General features: G+C 35.2%; 18 protein-coding genes. 4 read left to right on the forward strand and 14 right to left on the reverse strand.

Annotated features, from left to right (window positions below; all coding sequences use genetic code 11):
* Positions 1–8 precede the first annotated feature (8 nt).
* The 7 genes from ACJMLO_RS02610 to ACJMLO_RS02640 form a co-directional block, all read right to left on the reverse strand.
* Positions 9–1,211, reverse strand: coding sequence for a hypothetical protein (locus tag ACJMLO_RS02610; protein ID WP_405293644.1), 1,203 nt, complete (start codon positions 1,209–1,211; stop codon positions 9–11).
* Positions 1,204–2,229 carry an NYN domain-containing protein gene (locus ACJMLO_RS02615; RefSeq protein ID WP_405293645.1) on the reverse strand — a complete coding sequence of 342 codons (1,026 nt, stop codon included), beginning with the start codon at positions 2,227–2,229 and terminating at the stop codon, positions 1,204–1,206. Before ACJMLO_RS02615 ends, ACJMLO_RS02610 begins: the two co-directional genes overlap by 8 nt.
* 68 nt (positions 2,230–2,297) lie before the next feature.
* Complete coding sequence (locus ACJMLO_RS02620) at positions 2,298–3,041, reverse strand: metallophosphoesterase family protein (protein ID WP_405293647.1); 744 nt, start codon at positions 3,039–3,041, stop codon at positions 2,298–2,300.
* Positions 3,042–3,046: 5 nt separating this feature from the next.
* Positions 3,047–3,397 carry a nascent polypeptide-associated complex protein gene (locus ACJMLO_RS02625; RefSeq protein ID WP_405293649.1) on the reverse strand — a complete coding sequence of 117 codons (351 nt, stop codon included), beginning with the start codon at positions 3,395–3,397 and terminating at the stop codon, positions 3,047–3,049.
* Positions 3,398–3,457: 60 nt separating this feature from the next.
* Positions 3,458–4,597 (reverse strand): aldo/keto reductase, encoded by a 1,140-nt coding sequence (locus ACJMLO_RS02630; protein ID WP_405293651.1) that lies wholly within the window; start codon positions 4,595–4,597, stop codon positions 3,458–3,460.
* 192 nt (positions 4,598–4,789) lie between these two features.
* Complete coding sequence (locus tag ACJMLO_RS02635; RefSeq protein ID WP_405293653.1) at positions 4,790–5,269, reverse strand: hypothetical protein; 480 nt, start codon at positions 5,267–5,269, stop codon at positions 4,790–4,792.
* Positions 5,270–5,409: 140 nt separating this feature from the next.
* A complete protein-coding gene (locus ACJMLO_RS02640) occupies positions 5,410–5,997 on the reverse strand; it encodes a TetR/AcrR family transcriptional regulator (protein WP_405293655.1) in 588 nt (195 codons plus the stop codon).
* Between the two features lie 217 nt (positions 5,998–6,214).
* Between ACJMLO_RS02640 and ACJMLO_RS02645 the strand changes: the two genes are divergently transcribed.
* Positions 6,215–6,751, forward strand: a complete 537-nt coding sequence (locus tag ACJMLO_RS02645) for a DNA-3-methyladenine glycosylase I (protein ID WP_405293656.1) — start codon at positions 6,215–6,217, stop codon at positions 6,749–6,751.
* Here ACJMLO_RS02645 and ACJMLO_RS02650 read toward each other — a convergent pair whose 3' ends face one another.
* The 3 genes from ACJMLO_RS02650 to modA are packed head-to-tail and all read right to left on the reverse strand — an operon-like array spanning position 6,752 to position 9,392.
* The gene (locus ACJMLO_RS02650) at positions 6,752–7,789 is read right to left on the reverse strand and encodes a sulfate/molybdate ABC transporter ATP-binding protein (protein ID WP_405293657.1); all 1,038 of its coding nucleotides are present in this window, start codon (positions 7,787–7,789) and stop codon (positions 6,752–6,754) included.
* Positions 7,790–7,828: 39 nt separating this feature from the next.
* Positions 7,829–8,506 (reverse strand): molybdate ABC transporter permease subunit, encoded by a 678-nt coding sequence (modB, locus tag ACJMLO_RS02655; RefSeq protein WP_405293658.1) that lies wholly within the window; start codon positions 8,504–8,506, stop codon positions 7,829–7,831.
* Positions 8,507–8,558: 52 nt separating this feature from the next.
* Positions 8,559–9,392 (reverse strand): molybdate ABC transporter substrate-binding protein, encoded by an 834-nt coding sequence (modA, locus tag ACJMLO_RS02660; protein WP_405293660.1) that lies wholly within the window; start codon positions 9,390–9,392, stop codon positions 8,559–8,561.
* 759 nt (positions 9,393–10,151) lie between these two features.
* On the opposite strand from modA, the gene ACJMLO_RS02665 reads away from it, so the two are divergent.
* Positions 10,152–10,280 carry a hypothetical protein gene (locus ACJMLO_RS02665; RefSeq protein ID WP_405293662.1) on the forward strand — a complete coding sequence of 43 codons (129 nt, stop codon included), beginning with the start codon at positions 10,152–10,154 and terminating at the stop codon, positions 10,278–10,280.
* A gap of 54 nt (positions 10,281–10,334) precedes the next feature.
* Here ACJMLO_RS02665 and ACJMLO_RS02670 read toward each other — a convergent pair whose 3' ends face one another.
* The 3 genes from ACJMLO_RS02670 to ACJMLO_RS02680 form a co-directional block, all read right to left on the reverse strand.
* Positions 10,335–11,720 (reverse strand): glutamate synthase-related protein, encoded by a 1,386-nt coding sequence (locus ACJMLO_RS02670; protein WP_405293664.1) that lies wholly within the window; start codon positions 11,718–11,720, stop codon positions 10,335–10,337.
* A gap of 52 nt (positions 11,721–11,772) precedes the next feature.
* A complete protein-coding gene (locus tag ACJMLO_RS02675) occupies positions 11,773–12,492 on the reverse strand; it encodes a carboxymuconolactone decarboxylase family protein (protein ID WP_405293666.1) in 720 nt (239 codons plus the stop codon).
* Between the two features lie 61 nt (positions 12,493–12,553).
* On the reverse strand, positions 12,554–13,729 hold the full coding sequence (locus ACJMLO_RS02680; RefSeq protein ID WP_405293668.1) for an MFS transporter: 1,176 nt from the start codon (positions 13,727–13,729) through the stop codon (positions 12,554–12,556).
* Positions 13,730–13,857: 128 nt separating this feature from the next.
* Here ACJMLO_RS02680 and ACJMLO_RS02685 point away from each other — a divergent pair, with 128 nt between their 5' ends.
* Both ACJMLO_RS02685 and ACJMLO_RS02690 read left to right on the forward strand, forming a co-directional pair.
* A complete protein-coding gene (locus ACJMLO_RS02685) occupies positions 13,858–14,145 on the forward strand; it encodes a hypothetical protein (RefSeq protein WP_405293669.1) in 288 nt (95 codons plus the stop codon).
* A gap of 1 nt (position 14,146) precedes the next feature.
* Positions 14,147–14,416 (forward strand): hypothetical protein, encoded by a 270-nt coding sequence (locus ACJMLO_RS02690; protein ID WP_405293671.1) that lies wholly within the window; start codon positions 14,147–14,149, stop codon positions 14,414–14,416.
* A gap of 61 nt (positions 14,417–14,477) precedes the next feature.
* Here ACJMLO_RS02690 and ACJMLO_RS02695 read toward each other — a convergent pair whose 3' ends face one another.
* Positions 14,478–16,316 carry a YhgE/Pip family protein gene (locus ACJMLO_RS02695; RefSeq protein ID WP_405293673.1) on the reverse strand — a complete coding sequence of 613 codons (1,839 nt, stop codon included), beginning with the start codon at positions 16,314–16,316 and terminating at the stop codon, positions 14,478–14,480.
* Positions 16,317–16,432: the final 116 nt, after the last annotated feature.

Raw genomic sequence — 16,432 nt, forward strand, 5'->3', positions numbered from 1 at the left:
CTAGTTGATTAAGCAATAACTGCATAAACAAGAGCCAATATGACCCCAATGAAACTAAACATTCCAAGTCCTAAAATTGACATTAAATATGCAAATATAAATACAAATGCAAATACTCCAATCAATTTAGGTTTTTCATTTTCCACCAAATTAATCAGAGTTCTTGTAAATTCGGTTGGAATATTGTAAGCATATAAACCGTTGGCCAGCTCAAAAACGACCAATGACAGTGGAGCTGTTGAATTCAAATCGTCAACCAATTGAGCCCTTTCACCGGCTTCACGTCTGCTTCTTCCAATACCTGCACGTATTTTAGCACCATTGTCCAGTGCAAACCATGCGGCATCCAGTCCGGCACGTATAGCCAAATCCTTTGACGGAAACCTTGCAATAAAATCGTCTCCACCTTCACGATAACCTTCAAGTTCACCCTCACATTCGGTTTCAATAAAGTTTTTAATTCCGGTCATGAGATCCACTAATTGGTTTCTGCCGTTTTTGCTAATGAATTTAGTGGAATCAATTAAATCGATGAACAGATAATTTTCCAAATCTACGGGTCGTGATTCCTGAAGTAAGAATGGTGAATCAAATACCAATGCATACTCTCCACCTAATTTTGTAAATGCGATACCTGGAAAACTGCCAACACTTTGAGTGTAATGGATTGCACGCTCAATAGAAGCTGCACCAGTCATACCGACCGCAGAAGTAACTTGAACACCTTCAGATAAACCGATACCAATCAGTTCAATAGCAACACGAATAGCGTCATTTTTACTAAGCATTTTTGAGACGAGTTCTGTTGCTGTTTTTTCTACAATCTCTCCTTTTTCGTTTTGAATAATCTTTACAAATATGTCAATCAAACGAGAAGGATGAGCCAATTCAACATAAAGGTAACGGTCACTTCCCATGATGATATTGCTCACTAGAGCATATTCTTCGATTTTGTTTTCTGCCGGTTTCAATTCATGGAATGTGTAATCCTTCGGAAGGTTTTCAGCACCCACATCACGAATGAGATTTTTCAAAATTGTATCTGAAGTAATCTCCGCTTTCTCAAGCTCAAATAGAATAGTCTGAGTATAATTAAACAACTCTACATATTCTGTTTCCAATGAATTTGTTGGAAAAAATTTTGTTCCAACAGCAATGGGATTGAGCTTGGTGGTAAGCTTAATGAAAGACTTAGTCAAACTGTTAGCCATCCAAGTCTCCTCCTTTTTCCAGCTCTATTTCAAAATCCCCCGGTTTTTCCAAAAGCATATCAGGCTTTACAGAAACGAATGGGAATTTCCAGGATCCAAGTCTGCCGGCAATTGTACTGGCTATATTTCTTGAATTCCTTTTAATGAATACCTCATCATGTTCGCATACACGCACCAAAACATTGTAAGGCGCTGTCTCTGTAACTTCATCTGCAAGCAGAATATTTAACTCAAAAGTTCCAGGTTTTGTAAATAAATCATTACGTACTGCAATCAAAGGTTTTTTCTCCAAACCTAATCTGTCTGCAACGGTAACTGAGATGTTACCTGCATTTTTTACAGCAACTTTATAATCTTTAGGATGAACCAATACGAAAATAACATATGGAGCGGCTATTTCCACATCATCTACCATCTCTACAATTTTATTGAACATTGGTATTTTCGCAAAAATGTTTTCCAATTTGGATTCCGCATTGTTTTCATTGTCAATACGAATAATTGCCTGTTTAGCGATATTTAATGGAGAAATTTCCAATCCTTCCTTACCAGTATAGATTTCCCATTTTTTAAAGTTCAATTCCTTAATAATTTCATCACAAATATGTTGTAGGATATTCCTATCTTTTTTAGGTTTTTTTGGTTTTCCAAAGGTCAATCTACCGTTGTCAATTATGAAAGGAATTCTCATTGAAGCAATATTTCTAAATTCAGCAGCATAATCTCTGAATTTATCATTTGATAAGACTTTTGCTTTTTCACGACTAGCAATATCTAAAATAAAATGATCTGCATCATTTCCCGGTGGAACTTCTTCGACATTGTCACTTTCCAACAATTTTGCAAATTTTTCCTTATCATCAATATCATGGCGAAGTGATGCATCGGCAATAATTACAAATTCATCTTCACTTTCTTCTAATGCTTTTACAGCAGCAAGAATATTGGACATTTGAGGCTGTCCATTTTTGTTTTTGACATGATATGCTACATTAGAAGCATCTACGACCACTTTCATAATATCACCTTAACAATTAATTTAAAATCAATATAGTATATTTATTCCATTCCATATTTAAAGTTATTTTATATAACGTTTCTTGGATACTTTCCAAATAGAAATTTTTCACCATTAACCTGATGGAGGAAAATCTCAATATCCTCATCAGTTATATTGTAAACATTGTATGAATTTTTATTTTTACCCCTCAGTTTGATAGAACAAAGAGATCCGGCATTAACAATAATAGTGTCGTTTATTTTCCAGATGTTTGGAACATGCTTGTGTCCGGATAAAACCAAATCCACTTCATGGGTTGTTAATGTCTTTAAAACATCTCCTGCATCTGATAAAACATTGCGTTCACGCCCAGTTTGAGGAATGGAAACTACATGATGATGCAGGGCGACAATTGAGAAATTTTCATTAACTACACATTCGTCCAACTGATGCTCAAGCCACATATGCTGAGGCGTACCAACATGGCCCTTGTCCTCATCGGGAGAGCTGCTGTCAAGTCCCATTACTGAGAAATTGCCATCCATTGTCAATTTCCAACTTTTCTCACCTATAAGCTCTTCAAAGGTTTGATAACCTAAGTTACGAGCATCATGATTTCCGGGAACTGCAAATAATGGAGCTTCAAACATTTCCAAATATTTGGCGGCCTGTTCAAACTCAACATAAAAACCGTTTTCGGTCAAATCTCCTGTTAAAACAATCATATCCGGCTGCAACTCGTTGATTTCTGTGACCGCATTCATGAAGACCTCTTCATCGAATGTTGAATTTGACACATGCAAATCGGAAATGTGTACAATCAAAGTCATGTTATCTATTGATTTAATTTCATGATAGCTTCCGCAAGATCGCCTTTACATTCTTCAAGTGCTTCTCTTGCTTTATCTTCGCTTACACCTGCACTGTTAGCTACCATTTCAACGTCTTCGTCAGGAATTTCAATTTCATATTCCAATTCAACTTCACGAGCCTTACCGTCAACCTGATAGGTTTCCTGACCCATGACATTCATAAGACTTACACTAGGATTATCTATAATTAATTCTTTATCATCAAAACGGATAATGACTTCACGAACTCCTTCAAGTTCATCCATTTTCATACCCATTTTTTTCATTTGTCTTTCCATTTGTTTCATTTGCTTTTTATTCATACCTGGTATCATATTATACACCAATAAAAATAACTATTTATAAATATCTACTTAATTATTATTAAAATTAACTTAATTTTCAAAGCCATAAATTTGGGTTTCAAAGGTTTCGGCAACATCCTTTAAAACTTCAGGAATATTTATCTGCTGCGGGCATTCTTCAATGCACATCTCACATTCAATGCAATCCGAAGCTATTCCAACTCCTTCAAGCTTTGAATAATTCAGATATGCATTTCCAAATTGTGTCCAGAGGTCTGTGTCAAGCATCTTATGTTTATTATATAAATCAAAGATTTTTGCAATGTCAATTTCTTCAGCACATGAATCCACGCAGTATCTGCATTTTGTGCAGTCCACTGTGATGTTGCTGTTGATGATTTTCGAAACTTCCTCCAGAAGTTCATGTTCCTCATCATTCAGCGGATCGGCATTTTTAAATTCCCGAATGTTGTCTTCAAGCTGCTCGATACTGCTTGCACCAGTCAAAACAACACAGGCATCCAAATTGGCAACAAATCTCATCGCCCATGAAACAATAGATTTATCAGGATGATAATCTTTAAGGAGAGTTTCTGCTTCTTTTGGAATATCTGCTAAAAATCCTCCTTTATACGGCTCCATAATCATTACTTGTTTGCCATATTTTTGTGCAACTTCATAACATTTTCTTGATTCGATATTTTCATCTTCCCAGTCAAGATAATTGATCTGAAGCAATACAAACTCCAATTCCGGATGTTCCATCAAAATTTCCTCAAGAAATTCAGCATCGCCATGAGTGGACAGCCCAACATGTTTAATGAATCCCTCTTCCTTTTTCCTTTGGACGAATGAATACAAATCAACATTCTTCCATGCAGTTTCTGTAAAACCGCTCACATTATGCAACATGTAATAGTCAAAATAATCAACGCCACAATTTTTTAGCTGCTCTTCAAACAACGGTTCCAGTTGTGATTCTTCAGTTATTACAAATAACGGCAATTTGGTGGCAATTTTAAAGGATTCCCTTGGATACCTTTCAACTACACATTTCTTAAATACGTCTTCCGCAATACCCTCATGGTAAACATATGCTGTGTCAAAATAGTTAAATCCTGCATCAATATATGCATCTACCATCTTATTGACCTGATTATAATCAATACTTTTGAAATTATTCTCTTCCAAAATAGGAAGTCTCATCATTCCCATACCCAATGTTGTCATTTAAATCCCCTCTTATTATTATATAGGTCACTACTTTATTAATACATGATGTTTTTCACAAAAAAGTAAAAAAAATACTCCATAATTATTTTTTTTGGAAATATTCATTATAGATATAACTATATTAATTTTAAGAAGAATAATGCGAATTGTTCGCGTTACAAGTTAAAAAAAATAGGAGAAAAAGGATAATTAGAATGCAATAGCTTTTACATTATTATCCTTATTGAATTCATTTAATTGAGAAATTAAATCGTTATTGTCTACATTACTTGTATCTTTTGTCCAGAATACAATAACATAGTCTTCACCGCCACAGTTTATTACTTCAGCAACTCCGTGCTGTGCGTGGTCATAATCTGTGAAATTAACGATATTGTCTGAGCTAATATCTACTTTTAAATCATCATCATTGGTCAAATAGTCTCTGCCGTCATCATGGATTAGATCATCATAAGCATCATCGTCATCATCAACATCATCGGTTACGTACTTGTAAATGATGATTCCGGAGTCCTGCTTTTCATTTAGATACAATGAATTTGAAGTTCCATTGTATGCATTATTATAGGATTCATCTATATTAAAATCATCTACATTTTTTTGTGCACAGACAGTGCAAAACAAGAGTAGAGAAACGAATATTAAAACTATTATATTTCTAACGTCCATATTATCACCAGGAATAAAAGAGTGCTTTTTGATTTCTTTAATAAAATCAAAAAGGCAATTAATAATATGAACTCAGCCATATATAAAGTTTTTCGAATGTAAGTGCTCACTTACATCTTAAAATAATTAAAAAACAATAATCAGACTTTTATTCCATTATATAATATGTCTAAGAAGTTATTGGCATACTGATCTGTTTCAACACTAGGACTCATATCGTAAACTTTCCACAAAATAACGGACTGGAAGGTTATACTGAAACACATCCCAGCCAATACTCTCGCATCAATCTGCCTGATTTTGCCTTTTTCAATTTGAGATTTGAAAAACTCTTCCAATTTATCGATGATTGTACCGGTGATTCTGGAAATCAGCTGTTTTCTCTCAGGTATATCTCTAACCTCTTCCATTGCCAATTTAATAATGCTATATTCATTTTCTGAGAGATTTAAAAGTCCCACAAAATTACTTTGGAGATACTCCTCAATTTCATCATCCTCATTGAAATCAAAAATCTCCTCCATCTTTTCAAGATACCTCACAAGATAGCATTCCTTTGTAATCTCAACCAAATTGTTCTTATTTTGGAATTTTCTAAAAATAGTTACCTCATTCACACCCGCTTCGGCAGCTATTTTTTTAGTTGTTGCTTTGGCGAAACCTTCCTTTTGAAGAATTTTAAAGGTGGCATTAATAATCTTTTTGTCGGTGCTGTTGAACTCATTCATGAATATGATTATATTTTTAATAATATATATAATTCAATAATTTACGAAAATTATTGAAAAAATTTTATATTTTATGTCGAAACACTTGTTTTACTCCACTTCCAATTTTCAATATGGGGCGTTTGGCCATAGCGTAAACAAACGGTTTTTGTAACCCTCAAGAAGAGCATTTTTTACTAGGCAAATTATTTAAACTAAGATTATAATAAGTATTTTCATGAATAAGAATCGGTGCAATTGGGCGGGAAGTGAAGAGATTTATATTAAATACCATGATGAGGAATGGGGAATTCCAACACATGACGATAAGGAACTCTTCGAGATGCTTGTTTTGGAATCATTCCAAGCAGGACTCTCATGGATTACAATACTCAAAAAACGTGAAAACTTTAAAAAGGCATTTGATGATTTTGATGTGGCAAAAGTGGCGAATTTCAATGACGATAAAGTTAATGAACTTTTGCAAAACGATGGAATAATTCGCCATAAAGGAAAAATCACATCGGCAATAAACAATGCCCAAATATTCATTGAAATACAAGAGGAATTTGGAAGTTTTGATGACTACATCTGGGGATTTACCGATGGCAAAATTATAAAAGCGGAATTTTTAACCGAATCCGAACTGTCCAAACACATTTCTAAAGACTTGAAAAAAAGAGGAATGAAATTTGTCGGTCCGACAATAATCTATTCATACCTGGAATCAATTGGAATCATCGACAACCATCAGGAGAGCTGCTTTAAATATTAGCTACTCTTCAAGCAATATTATATCTTTAGGATCTATCTTTAAGTACTCAGGAATCACAAATTCATGCTCATAAATCAGTTTATCGCATTTCCACCATAATCCGTTTGCCAGAGTTATTTCCCACTCAAAGGGCATTTCTAATTTGGTTGAATTTAATGTATCAAAGGAATTGACATCTCCTTTTTCAGCAGCTGAAAAATCATGTGCCCTTATTCCTATATGAGTAATATTAGGAGAAATCTTTTCAGATACTTCAAATATAATTCCCCAGTCAAGGGATTTAAGATGATAATCATCTATAACTTCAATTTTTGAAATGTTTTTACATCCTGTAAGTCTTGCAACTTGAACTTTTCTTGGGTTTTCAAATATTTCATATGTATCGCCTTTAGCTATGATTTTACCTTCATCCAAGACTATAAGCTCATCACAAAACTGGAACGCCTCATCACGGTCATGAGTTACCATGATTGAGAATCCGTCAAAATCCCTTAGAGAATTAGAAAGCTCAACACGCAACTGTTCTTTTAGGAATGTATCCATTGCGCTAAACGGCTCATCCAATAATATTACATCAGGACTGTAAGCCATTATACGAGCCAAAGCGACTCTTTGCTGCTGACCACCAGACAATTGTCTAGGGTGTCTTTTTTCCAAACTTTCCAAATGAAAACGCTTAATCATTTCAGATACTATTGTTCCATCATGGTTTTTAGGCAAACCCGCTGCAATATTTTCTTCAACAGTCATATTGGGGAATAAAGCATAATTCTGAAATAAATAACCCACATTTCTTTTTTGAGGTTTTAAATTAATTTTATTATTAGAATCAAAATAAACTGTTTCTTCACCAGTATTTAAACTTATAACACCATTGTCTGGAGTGACAATACCTGCAATGGATTTCAACGTCATACTTTTACCGCAACCAGAAGGACCAAGAATACCCAAACGCTTGTTTTTCAATTCAAAATCAACTTCCAAATCAAATTCCTTAAGTTCCTTTTGAATATTTACTTTTAACAATTTATTATTCATAATCCTTCCCCATATCCACAGATATTTCCATAATTTATTTTAGTTTCTCCATTGCTTTTCCTTTCGTATGGAAACATAGTCCATAATAAAAATAGCTATAAATGATATGACAACAATGACTATTACATAATTAAAAGCGTCTCCCATATTACCTGCAGCCACTTCAGAGTAAACCGCCATAGGGAGAGTTCTAGTTTGACCGGCAATATTACCTGCAAGCATAGCTGTAGCACCAAATTCTCCTAAGCCCCTAGCATAAGCAAGAATTCCGCCACTAATAATTCCTGGCAATGCATTTGCAAATAAAACTTTCCAGAAAATTTTCCACTCTGACATTCCCAAGGTACGGCCGGCATCCAATAAGTTGGAATCCACCTGTTCAAATGCTCCACGAGCGGATCGATACATTAAAGGAAAAGACATGACGACTGCAGCTATAACAGTTGCAGGCCATGAAAAAGCTATTTTTACGGCAAAGAAATCTATAAAAAAACTTCCAATTGGTCCTCTGACTCCAAAAATATACAATAAAAAGAACCCTACTACAGTAGGAGGCAATACAATTGGCAATGTAAAAATGCCGTCAAGTATTATCTTTGCGGTGTCATTTTTCATCTTAACAAGACCCCAAGCAACAATTAAACCTACAAAAAAGGTTATGAATATTGACAAGCTTGCAGTTTTCATTGAAATGAAAATTGGGGACCAATCCATCATGTCTTATCACCTTAACATTATTTACCATTCAAATGAATAATTTATACCAAATCTATTCATGAAGGGTGAAACCGTAGTCAACGAATACGTCTTTAGCTTCTTTAGTTTGTAAGAAGTCCATGAATGCTTTTGTAGCACTTGAATCAGTTGAATTTTTAAGTGCAGCTACAGGGTAAATTACTGGAGTTTTTAAAGCATTTTCAGGTGCTTCACAAACTACTTTAACATCATCATTGGATTTAGCGTCTGTAGCGTAAACAATACCGCAATCAGCAGATCCTTGAGCTACCTGATTTAATACTGCAGTTACATCAGTACCTAAGGATAATTTAGGTTCAACCTCATCCCAGATACCAGTGTTGTTTAATACTTCCTGAGCGTATTGGCCTGCAGGTACGGATTCAGGATCTCCAATAGCAATGTTGCCTTCTACATTTTTCAAATCATCAAATGAAGAGATGTTAGCAGTTGAATCTTTAGGCACAATTAAAACAACCTTATTTTCTAAAAATTGAAGGTTGGTATCATTGTCAACTAGGCCTTCATCTACTAAAGCGTTCATCTGTTTGTTAGCAGCGGACATGAATACGTCTGCCCCTAAACCATTTTCAATCTGAGTCTGTAAATCCCCACTTGAAGCGTATGTAGGTGTAACTTTTACACCAGGATATTTTTCTTCAAACATAGGAATTAACTTTTCATCATAAACATTCTTTAAACTAGCCGCAGCAGCTAATTTAACTTCCTGTCCATCTAAACTAGTATCAGTTGCGTTATCAGATGACCCACCTAAAAAGTCAAATAGACCCGCAGAACAGGAACTGACACTAACAACAACTATTGCCAATAAGACTGCAACAAATAAAACTTTTTTCATAGATTTCATTTTTGTCCTCCTCTTTAAATAATTTACAAAATACACTATCAGACATCGAATCAATAACCGGACCCGTAAAAAGACGATTCAAATAATCTTGACGGCTCAAACGAGCATATTTTTTGTTATCAATATTAACTTTTATATACATCATATGAACTGCAGATAAAAGAATTGCCAGATAATCAAAATAATTTTAAAAAAGAAATTGTTTTTTAGTTTAATTTCAAAACATTTCCTCTTAATTATTTTCCAATCCTAAATTATTATTCAATTATCATGATTAGTAATTATAATTAACTTTTCTATGACATATATATTTTTTCATAACGAAACAATCAAATCTCAAAAATCATATCCCACAATGTTTCGCCAAATTTACTATTTCAAATTTGTTTTATAATTATGAGAATGTCTGATTCGAAAAGTCAATATCATCTGGACTTTAATCAATATTTTACAGTTCATAATGTTTAAATGAATTTATTATCTCATTGAAGATATTATATTAATCCATATCAACTGCAGATGGACATTACAGTACCGTTGCAGCGATTATTTATAATCCTTAAAATTTTCTCCAAATTTCGTTATGAATAATAATTCACCATTTAATATTTTAACAATCTGAATATATAAAGAAATGTTATGAAAAATAATCATTGAAAAACAGTTCGTAAAATCAAAATTTAATTAGATTACAGATAATTAAATTTAAAGAATTTTTAGAGGTATTTACGAATATAATTAAACTTATAATCAAACGAAATGTCAAACATTACAATCCAAATTAAATATCTGACATGCAACATATGGATTAATGTGTTAAAACCTCCGATGATAATGGGAGTATTTTTGCCCAACAATGCAACAGATGAAATTAAAAACGATACCTGATGTTGAAGAGATGTGATTAAGCATTAATGTGAAAACATTAACCCTCAATCTTTTTTATGCGTGTCTAATGTCGGTATAATCTGATATTTCTGAGTTTATTGTGCACAAATCATTAACGTTTAAATCATGCACGTCCCTGTGTCCTGTTATTCTTGCAAAGGTTTTAAGCTCTTCGGTTGAAACTCTCAAGAAATTTTCAACTCGTTTTGATGCAGTCTCTATTTTCAAACGTTTTCTCAACTCCTCATCCTGAGTTGCGACACCCACAGGACAGTCCCCGGTATCGCAGATTCTATACTGCTGACAGGCCGCAGCAATCATGGCCGCAGTGCCGATAGCTATCGCATCAGCACCCATTGCCAGAGCCTTTGCAAAATCAGAAGATACTCTCAATCCTCCAGTTATGGTGAGTGAAATATCGCTTTCATGTTCATCCAAGTATTTTCGAGCTCTTGAGAGAGCAAAAATTGTTGGAACAGATGTCGAATCCCTTATTATCTTAGGGCTTGCACCGGTCGAACCCCCACGCCCATCAATAGTTATGAAATCAGGTCCCGCATACAATACATAATCCAAATCATCCTCAATCCTTCCGGCAGCAAATTTCAAACCGATCGGCCGGCCATCGGATCTTTTCCTTAACTCATCAACCAAATCTTTCAAATCCTCTTTTGAATTGACTTCAGGTATTGTTGCAGGAGAGTGAATATCCTCACCTAAAGCCTTGCCTCTGATTTCTGCAATTTTTGAAGTTACCTTTTCGCCCTGAAGCTGGCCCCCAAGACCAGGTTTTGTTGACTGGCCAATCTTAATCTCAATGGCATCTGCATTTTTTAGATTTTCATCATTTACGGAGTACTTGTTTGGAACATACTCAAAAATATATTTGTATGCATTTTTCATCTCTTCTGGAAGAATACCTCCCTCACCACTGCATTGAGCGGTTTTAATGGCCGCACTTCCCCTTGCAAGTGAAATTTTGGTTTCACTTGAGAGAGCTCCAAAAGACATATGGGTGATGTAAATTGGGCTTTCAATAACCAATGGTTTTTTAGCGTTTTTACCAATGACTGTTTGTGTATTTACCTCAACATCCGATTCCAAAGGCTGAGGGTTAAGTTGAGCTCCCAAAATAAGAATTTCATCCCAGCTTGGCATAGCCAAATCGGTATACATTGCTGAAACTATTGATTTTCCGGTAATTGCCATTTCATGAATGGCATCCATTTGCCTTATGTCCCTATCGCTTTTAGCATAATCCTTGTCATATGACAGATTTGAGTCTTCCTGAAGTGTGTTTTCACTTGATTGTGAGTTTTCAACTTCAACAAATTTTGAAATTGGCTGTGAACAGATTGGACATTTGTCAAGATTCTTTAAAAGTATTCCTGTTGCTTCCTCATTGTGGATATGGCCACATATGGTGCATTTGTATATCATAATATCACTCTCACTTGTTTAATTAGTGAAAATTGATAGTATATATATTTAGCTATTTGCAGATTTCATTGACAATTGACAGTGCATTGAGTGTTCTTGGAAAACCTATGTAAGGCACGACAACAGTTATTGCTGAAATCAGTTTTTCCTTGTCATTGCCAACTGCCAGATTGCCCTGAACATGACCCCTAAGCTGATTTTCACAGCCTCCCAAAGTTGCGATAAATACAAATGTGATTAATTCCCTCTGCTGATCGTTCAAGCCATCACGAGTGTAGAAATCACCAAAACAGAAACCTTCCAAAAATGTGTTGAAGTGCTTTTGGCCTTCGGGAGTATTTTCATTTAAACTTTGGACAAATTCAGTGCCGAAATATCTTTCCTGAATTTCACGCCCTTTTTGATGTCTATCCTCCTGAATGGTATTTGACCTTTTTTCTAAAGGCATGTCAATTCCCTTCTGATTGAATACCTTAATCACAATGCCGAAAAAATTGTGTGCCCGTCCAAAACCCACATAAGGAACAGACTGATAGAGCAATTCCTTAACTTCTTCAGGAGTTATTTCCATATCCAGTGCGGAAATCAAAATCTTTTTAAATGCCTTTGGAGATTGACAGGCAATAAGACTAGCCAGAGTCACCAGAATTGATTCCTTTTCGGTCAATGTGGAATATTCAAAGACCTCTGCGTAAGCAAAGTTTTTAAAGACTTCATGAAATTCAGGATCGTTTTTCTCGATTCTTTCAAAATTAGCGAATAGTTCTTTCATGAAATTAATTTGAAAAAGGAATTATAAAAAAGTGTTGACTCATGAATTTGTCCTCACATGATTAATCTGTTTTTCTTAATGCATACAAGCAAATCGGCAAAGCCACCAATGTAATTACAGAAGAAATCAGATACAATGGAGCATATCCTGTACTTTCAGAAACAAAACAACCCAAAAGTGCAGGTCCAAAGCCTATTGTTGCATCACAGAATATGAAAAATGTCGACAATGCATAAGAACGGCGATGTTGAGGAGTATTTCTTGTAATTATTGCAGTGCATGCTGAGTTCAGGGTTCCAAATCCAAGCGCCGTACCGATAGCGCATATTATTACAGTGAACGTTGATGGAATTAATGCAATCAGCAATATTCCTATTGATTGGGCAATTATTCCCACAACACAAACAATCCTATCTCCACCATTGTCCTGAATTTTGCCGGCCAATGGTCTTGTAACAACCAGACAGATTGAATAGATTATAAAAAACCATGAAAATATGCCTGTTAAATTAACTTCGACCGCATATAATCTATAAAATGACAATATTGAAACGTAACCCAAACTTGTTATGGCAGTAAAAAGTGAAACCGGAACAGCACCGAATTCGATAACCTTTTCGATGCCCGAATACTCCTTATCATCAGGGATCTCATTGTTCACATCATATTTGTCAATGTCAATCAAAAGCATGAAAAGCAATGCCATAGCCGAAAAGATTCCTGCTGCAATAAAACAGCCATAGGCTCCTGAAAAATCATATAAGAACCCGCCAATAAATGGTCCGAGTCCCACCGCCATTGTTGTTCCAAGCATGAAATATCCAAATGCCTCTGAAAAGCGTTTTTTAGGTAAAATTGCTGAAGCAATTGTGACTATAGCATTTGCAGATGCTCCAAAGCCAATACCATGGATAAAGCGAACAATCAATAATAATGCAACATTATCAACGACAAAATACAGAAGACATGACATGAAATGAATGGTCATAAATACTATAGCTATCTTTCTCCAGCCCACTCTTCCCAATGCATCCCCGGAATATATTCTTGAACACAAACCTCCAAAGACATATATTCCAGAAACCAATCCTGCAATCATTGCAGTTGAACCCATTGCTGTGGCATATTCCGTTACTGTAGACATCAGCGCATACATTACAAGAGCCGTAAAAAGCAATGCTCCAAATATAAGGAAAAATGATTTTGTAAAAATCTTTTCATTTTCATTTACATTCATCAATATTCTATTTATCGCTTCAAATAAATAACATTTATCTACTCATAAGTTCATTTTATATGGGAAATGTTGTCTAAAATCTTAATATTTATTAATAATTAGATAAATAATATGATAATGGTGATTAAATGTTAACTGAATATTTACCATTTATAGGATTGATTATTTTTGGAAACATAGAAAACCTTATTTTAGCGTCTCAGGGCGTTGTTGGAGGAGTAAATCCGAAGGTTTTAGGCGGATTAAGTATTATAGCAGTAATCATATGGTTGGTTATTGGATTTGTGGCAACTGATATGGCGATGCAATATTCCCAATATATCACATTCATTGGAGGACTTGCAATTTTCATTTTAGGTGTTCAGGCCATTATAGAAGCAGTGCACCACATAAGAGAAACAAAAGGACGTGCATAAAATGGTTAACTTAAAAGACTATGCTCCATTTACCGGATTGCTTATTTTTGGAAACATAGAAAACCTTATTTTGGCATCCCAAGGTGCTGTAGCCCATGTAAATCCAATCATTTTAAGTGTATTGAGTTTGATTGCAGTAGTCCTATGGCTATTGCTCGGAACATACGGAACAAAAATAGCTATCAAATATGCCGATTATATTGAAATATTTGGTGGTGTGGCAATTATTATTTTAGGTATTCAATCAATGCTTGAAGCAATGGGATACTAATCCCTCCACATTTTATACCATTACCTTTTAAAAAAAAAGAAAATAGAAGTTAAAATAACTTCTAGAATAAACCACTGTCTTCTAAACGTTTTTCAAAGTAGTGTGTCGGTTTGTCTGCTTTTTCCTTGACAATAAGTAAAATTATAACAGTAGCTAAACCTATTGCTAAAAGTACCGCCAATGCAGGCAGGTAATTAGACCAGACCATACCCAATTGTGATTCACGTATTAATGTTATCGCATATGTCATCGGCAGATAAGGATGTACAACCTGGAATGGATAATCCATAATCCGAATCGGATAAATACCATTTGTTCCTGATATCTGGAACAGCAGCAATAGAATTCCAATAGCCTTTCCAACATCTCCCAAAGCGGAAACAAATGAATACATCAATACCATGAAAACTCCCGATACCAGTATCGCCGACACTATGAATATTAAAGGTTCAGCAACATATATGCCCAATATAAATGAACCAATTATTGTCACACATCCTTGGAATATGCTCATTACTAAAAACAATGCCAGCTTACCGAAGTACATTTCAAGAGGAGTGTATTTGGTTCCTTCACTGGTTCCCGGTTTTAACATTGCGCAGGTAATCAATGCTCCAACCCACATGGACAAAACAAGGTAGAATGGAGCTATCTGAGATCCGTAATTCGGAACTGGGAAAATTTCATGTCTGTCCAATTTTATTGGAGAGTAGAAATAGTCTCCAAGGAGCGTTTCATTTATGCCTGTGATTCCTGAGAGTGAATCTGCAGATGATGCAAGAGCGCCGGCAGCTGTAAACAATGCCTGAGCCGCTGCACCGGAAAGCATCTGGGAACCTGCCGCAAGAGCCAGCGAACCTTTTGCCAATTCACTAGAACCGTTGGCCAAAGTATTGGCCCCATTTGCAAGAGTACTTGAACCATTAGCCAATTTAGATGACCCCTTAGCCAGTGTAACTGACCCATCAGCTAACTTACTGGCACCTTGAGCAACTTCACCGCTGCCCTCAGCCACTTTGGCACTGTTTTCTATATAATCCTTAACAGGATTGTCCGGCATTAATGACGGATCAATTACTGATTGCAACTCATCAGAACCTGATTGAACCTGATTAGAACCGCTTTCCAATTTCTTAGAACCCTCTTTAACTTTCTGTGCACCTTTTTCTACTTTTTTAGACCCCTTATCTACTTCACTTACACCGCTTTCAAGTTTCTTAGAACCTTTCTGCACTTTAGTGGCTCCATCGGAAACCTGTGAAGCGCCGGAAGATACCTGATCTGCACCGGCTGAAAGCTGACTTCCACCACTAGCCAATTGAGTAGCTCCGGAAGAAAGCCCTTCCTGAAGTTCACCAAGTTTTCCATAAGCCGCCATATTTATGAACTCGACAATCTTTGCATTTAATGATAAATAAACTGCATTAGATGCAGAATCCGATAATTTAGCTCCAACAGGGTTTGCCTTCATATTAACAAGATATTCGAGTTTTGCCTGCTGAGGATTATCGCCGGCTATTGACAGAACATTTTCAGTCAGATTTTTAGGTATTATAATACCTGCATAGTAGTCTCCATCATGAACCCCTCTACGCAATTCCTCTTCGGTAACAAAAGTCCATTTGAACTTATCGTTGTCATCCAATCCCTGAACAAGCTCATTTCCAACATTTATAGGAGTGCCATCAAAAGAAGATCCATTATCCATATTAGCAATTGCAAACTCCACATCCCCAGTATTTTCATAAGGATTCCAACATGCCTGAATATTTATAAGAGCATATAAAGATGGCAGAATTATCAATCCCAACAATAAGATAGTCACTATGGGATTTGAAAAAACGGATTTGAAGTCGCTTTTCATTATTTCAATAACATTCCCTACATTTCGTTTACCCATTTTATACCCCAGTTTCTTAAAAATTAAGAAAATAGAAAATTTACTTAATTGTTAAATTTAGAATTTTAAAAAATACATTATATATTTATGATTATACCTAATATTAAACATTTCTT

The sequence above is a fragment of the Methanobrevibacter sp. genome (genome assembly GCF_045120835.1).
Lineage (GTDB): Archaea > Methanobacteriota > Methanobacteria > Methanobacteriales > Methanobacteriaceae > Methanocatella.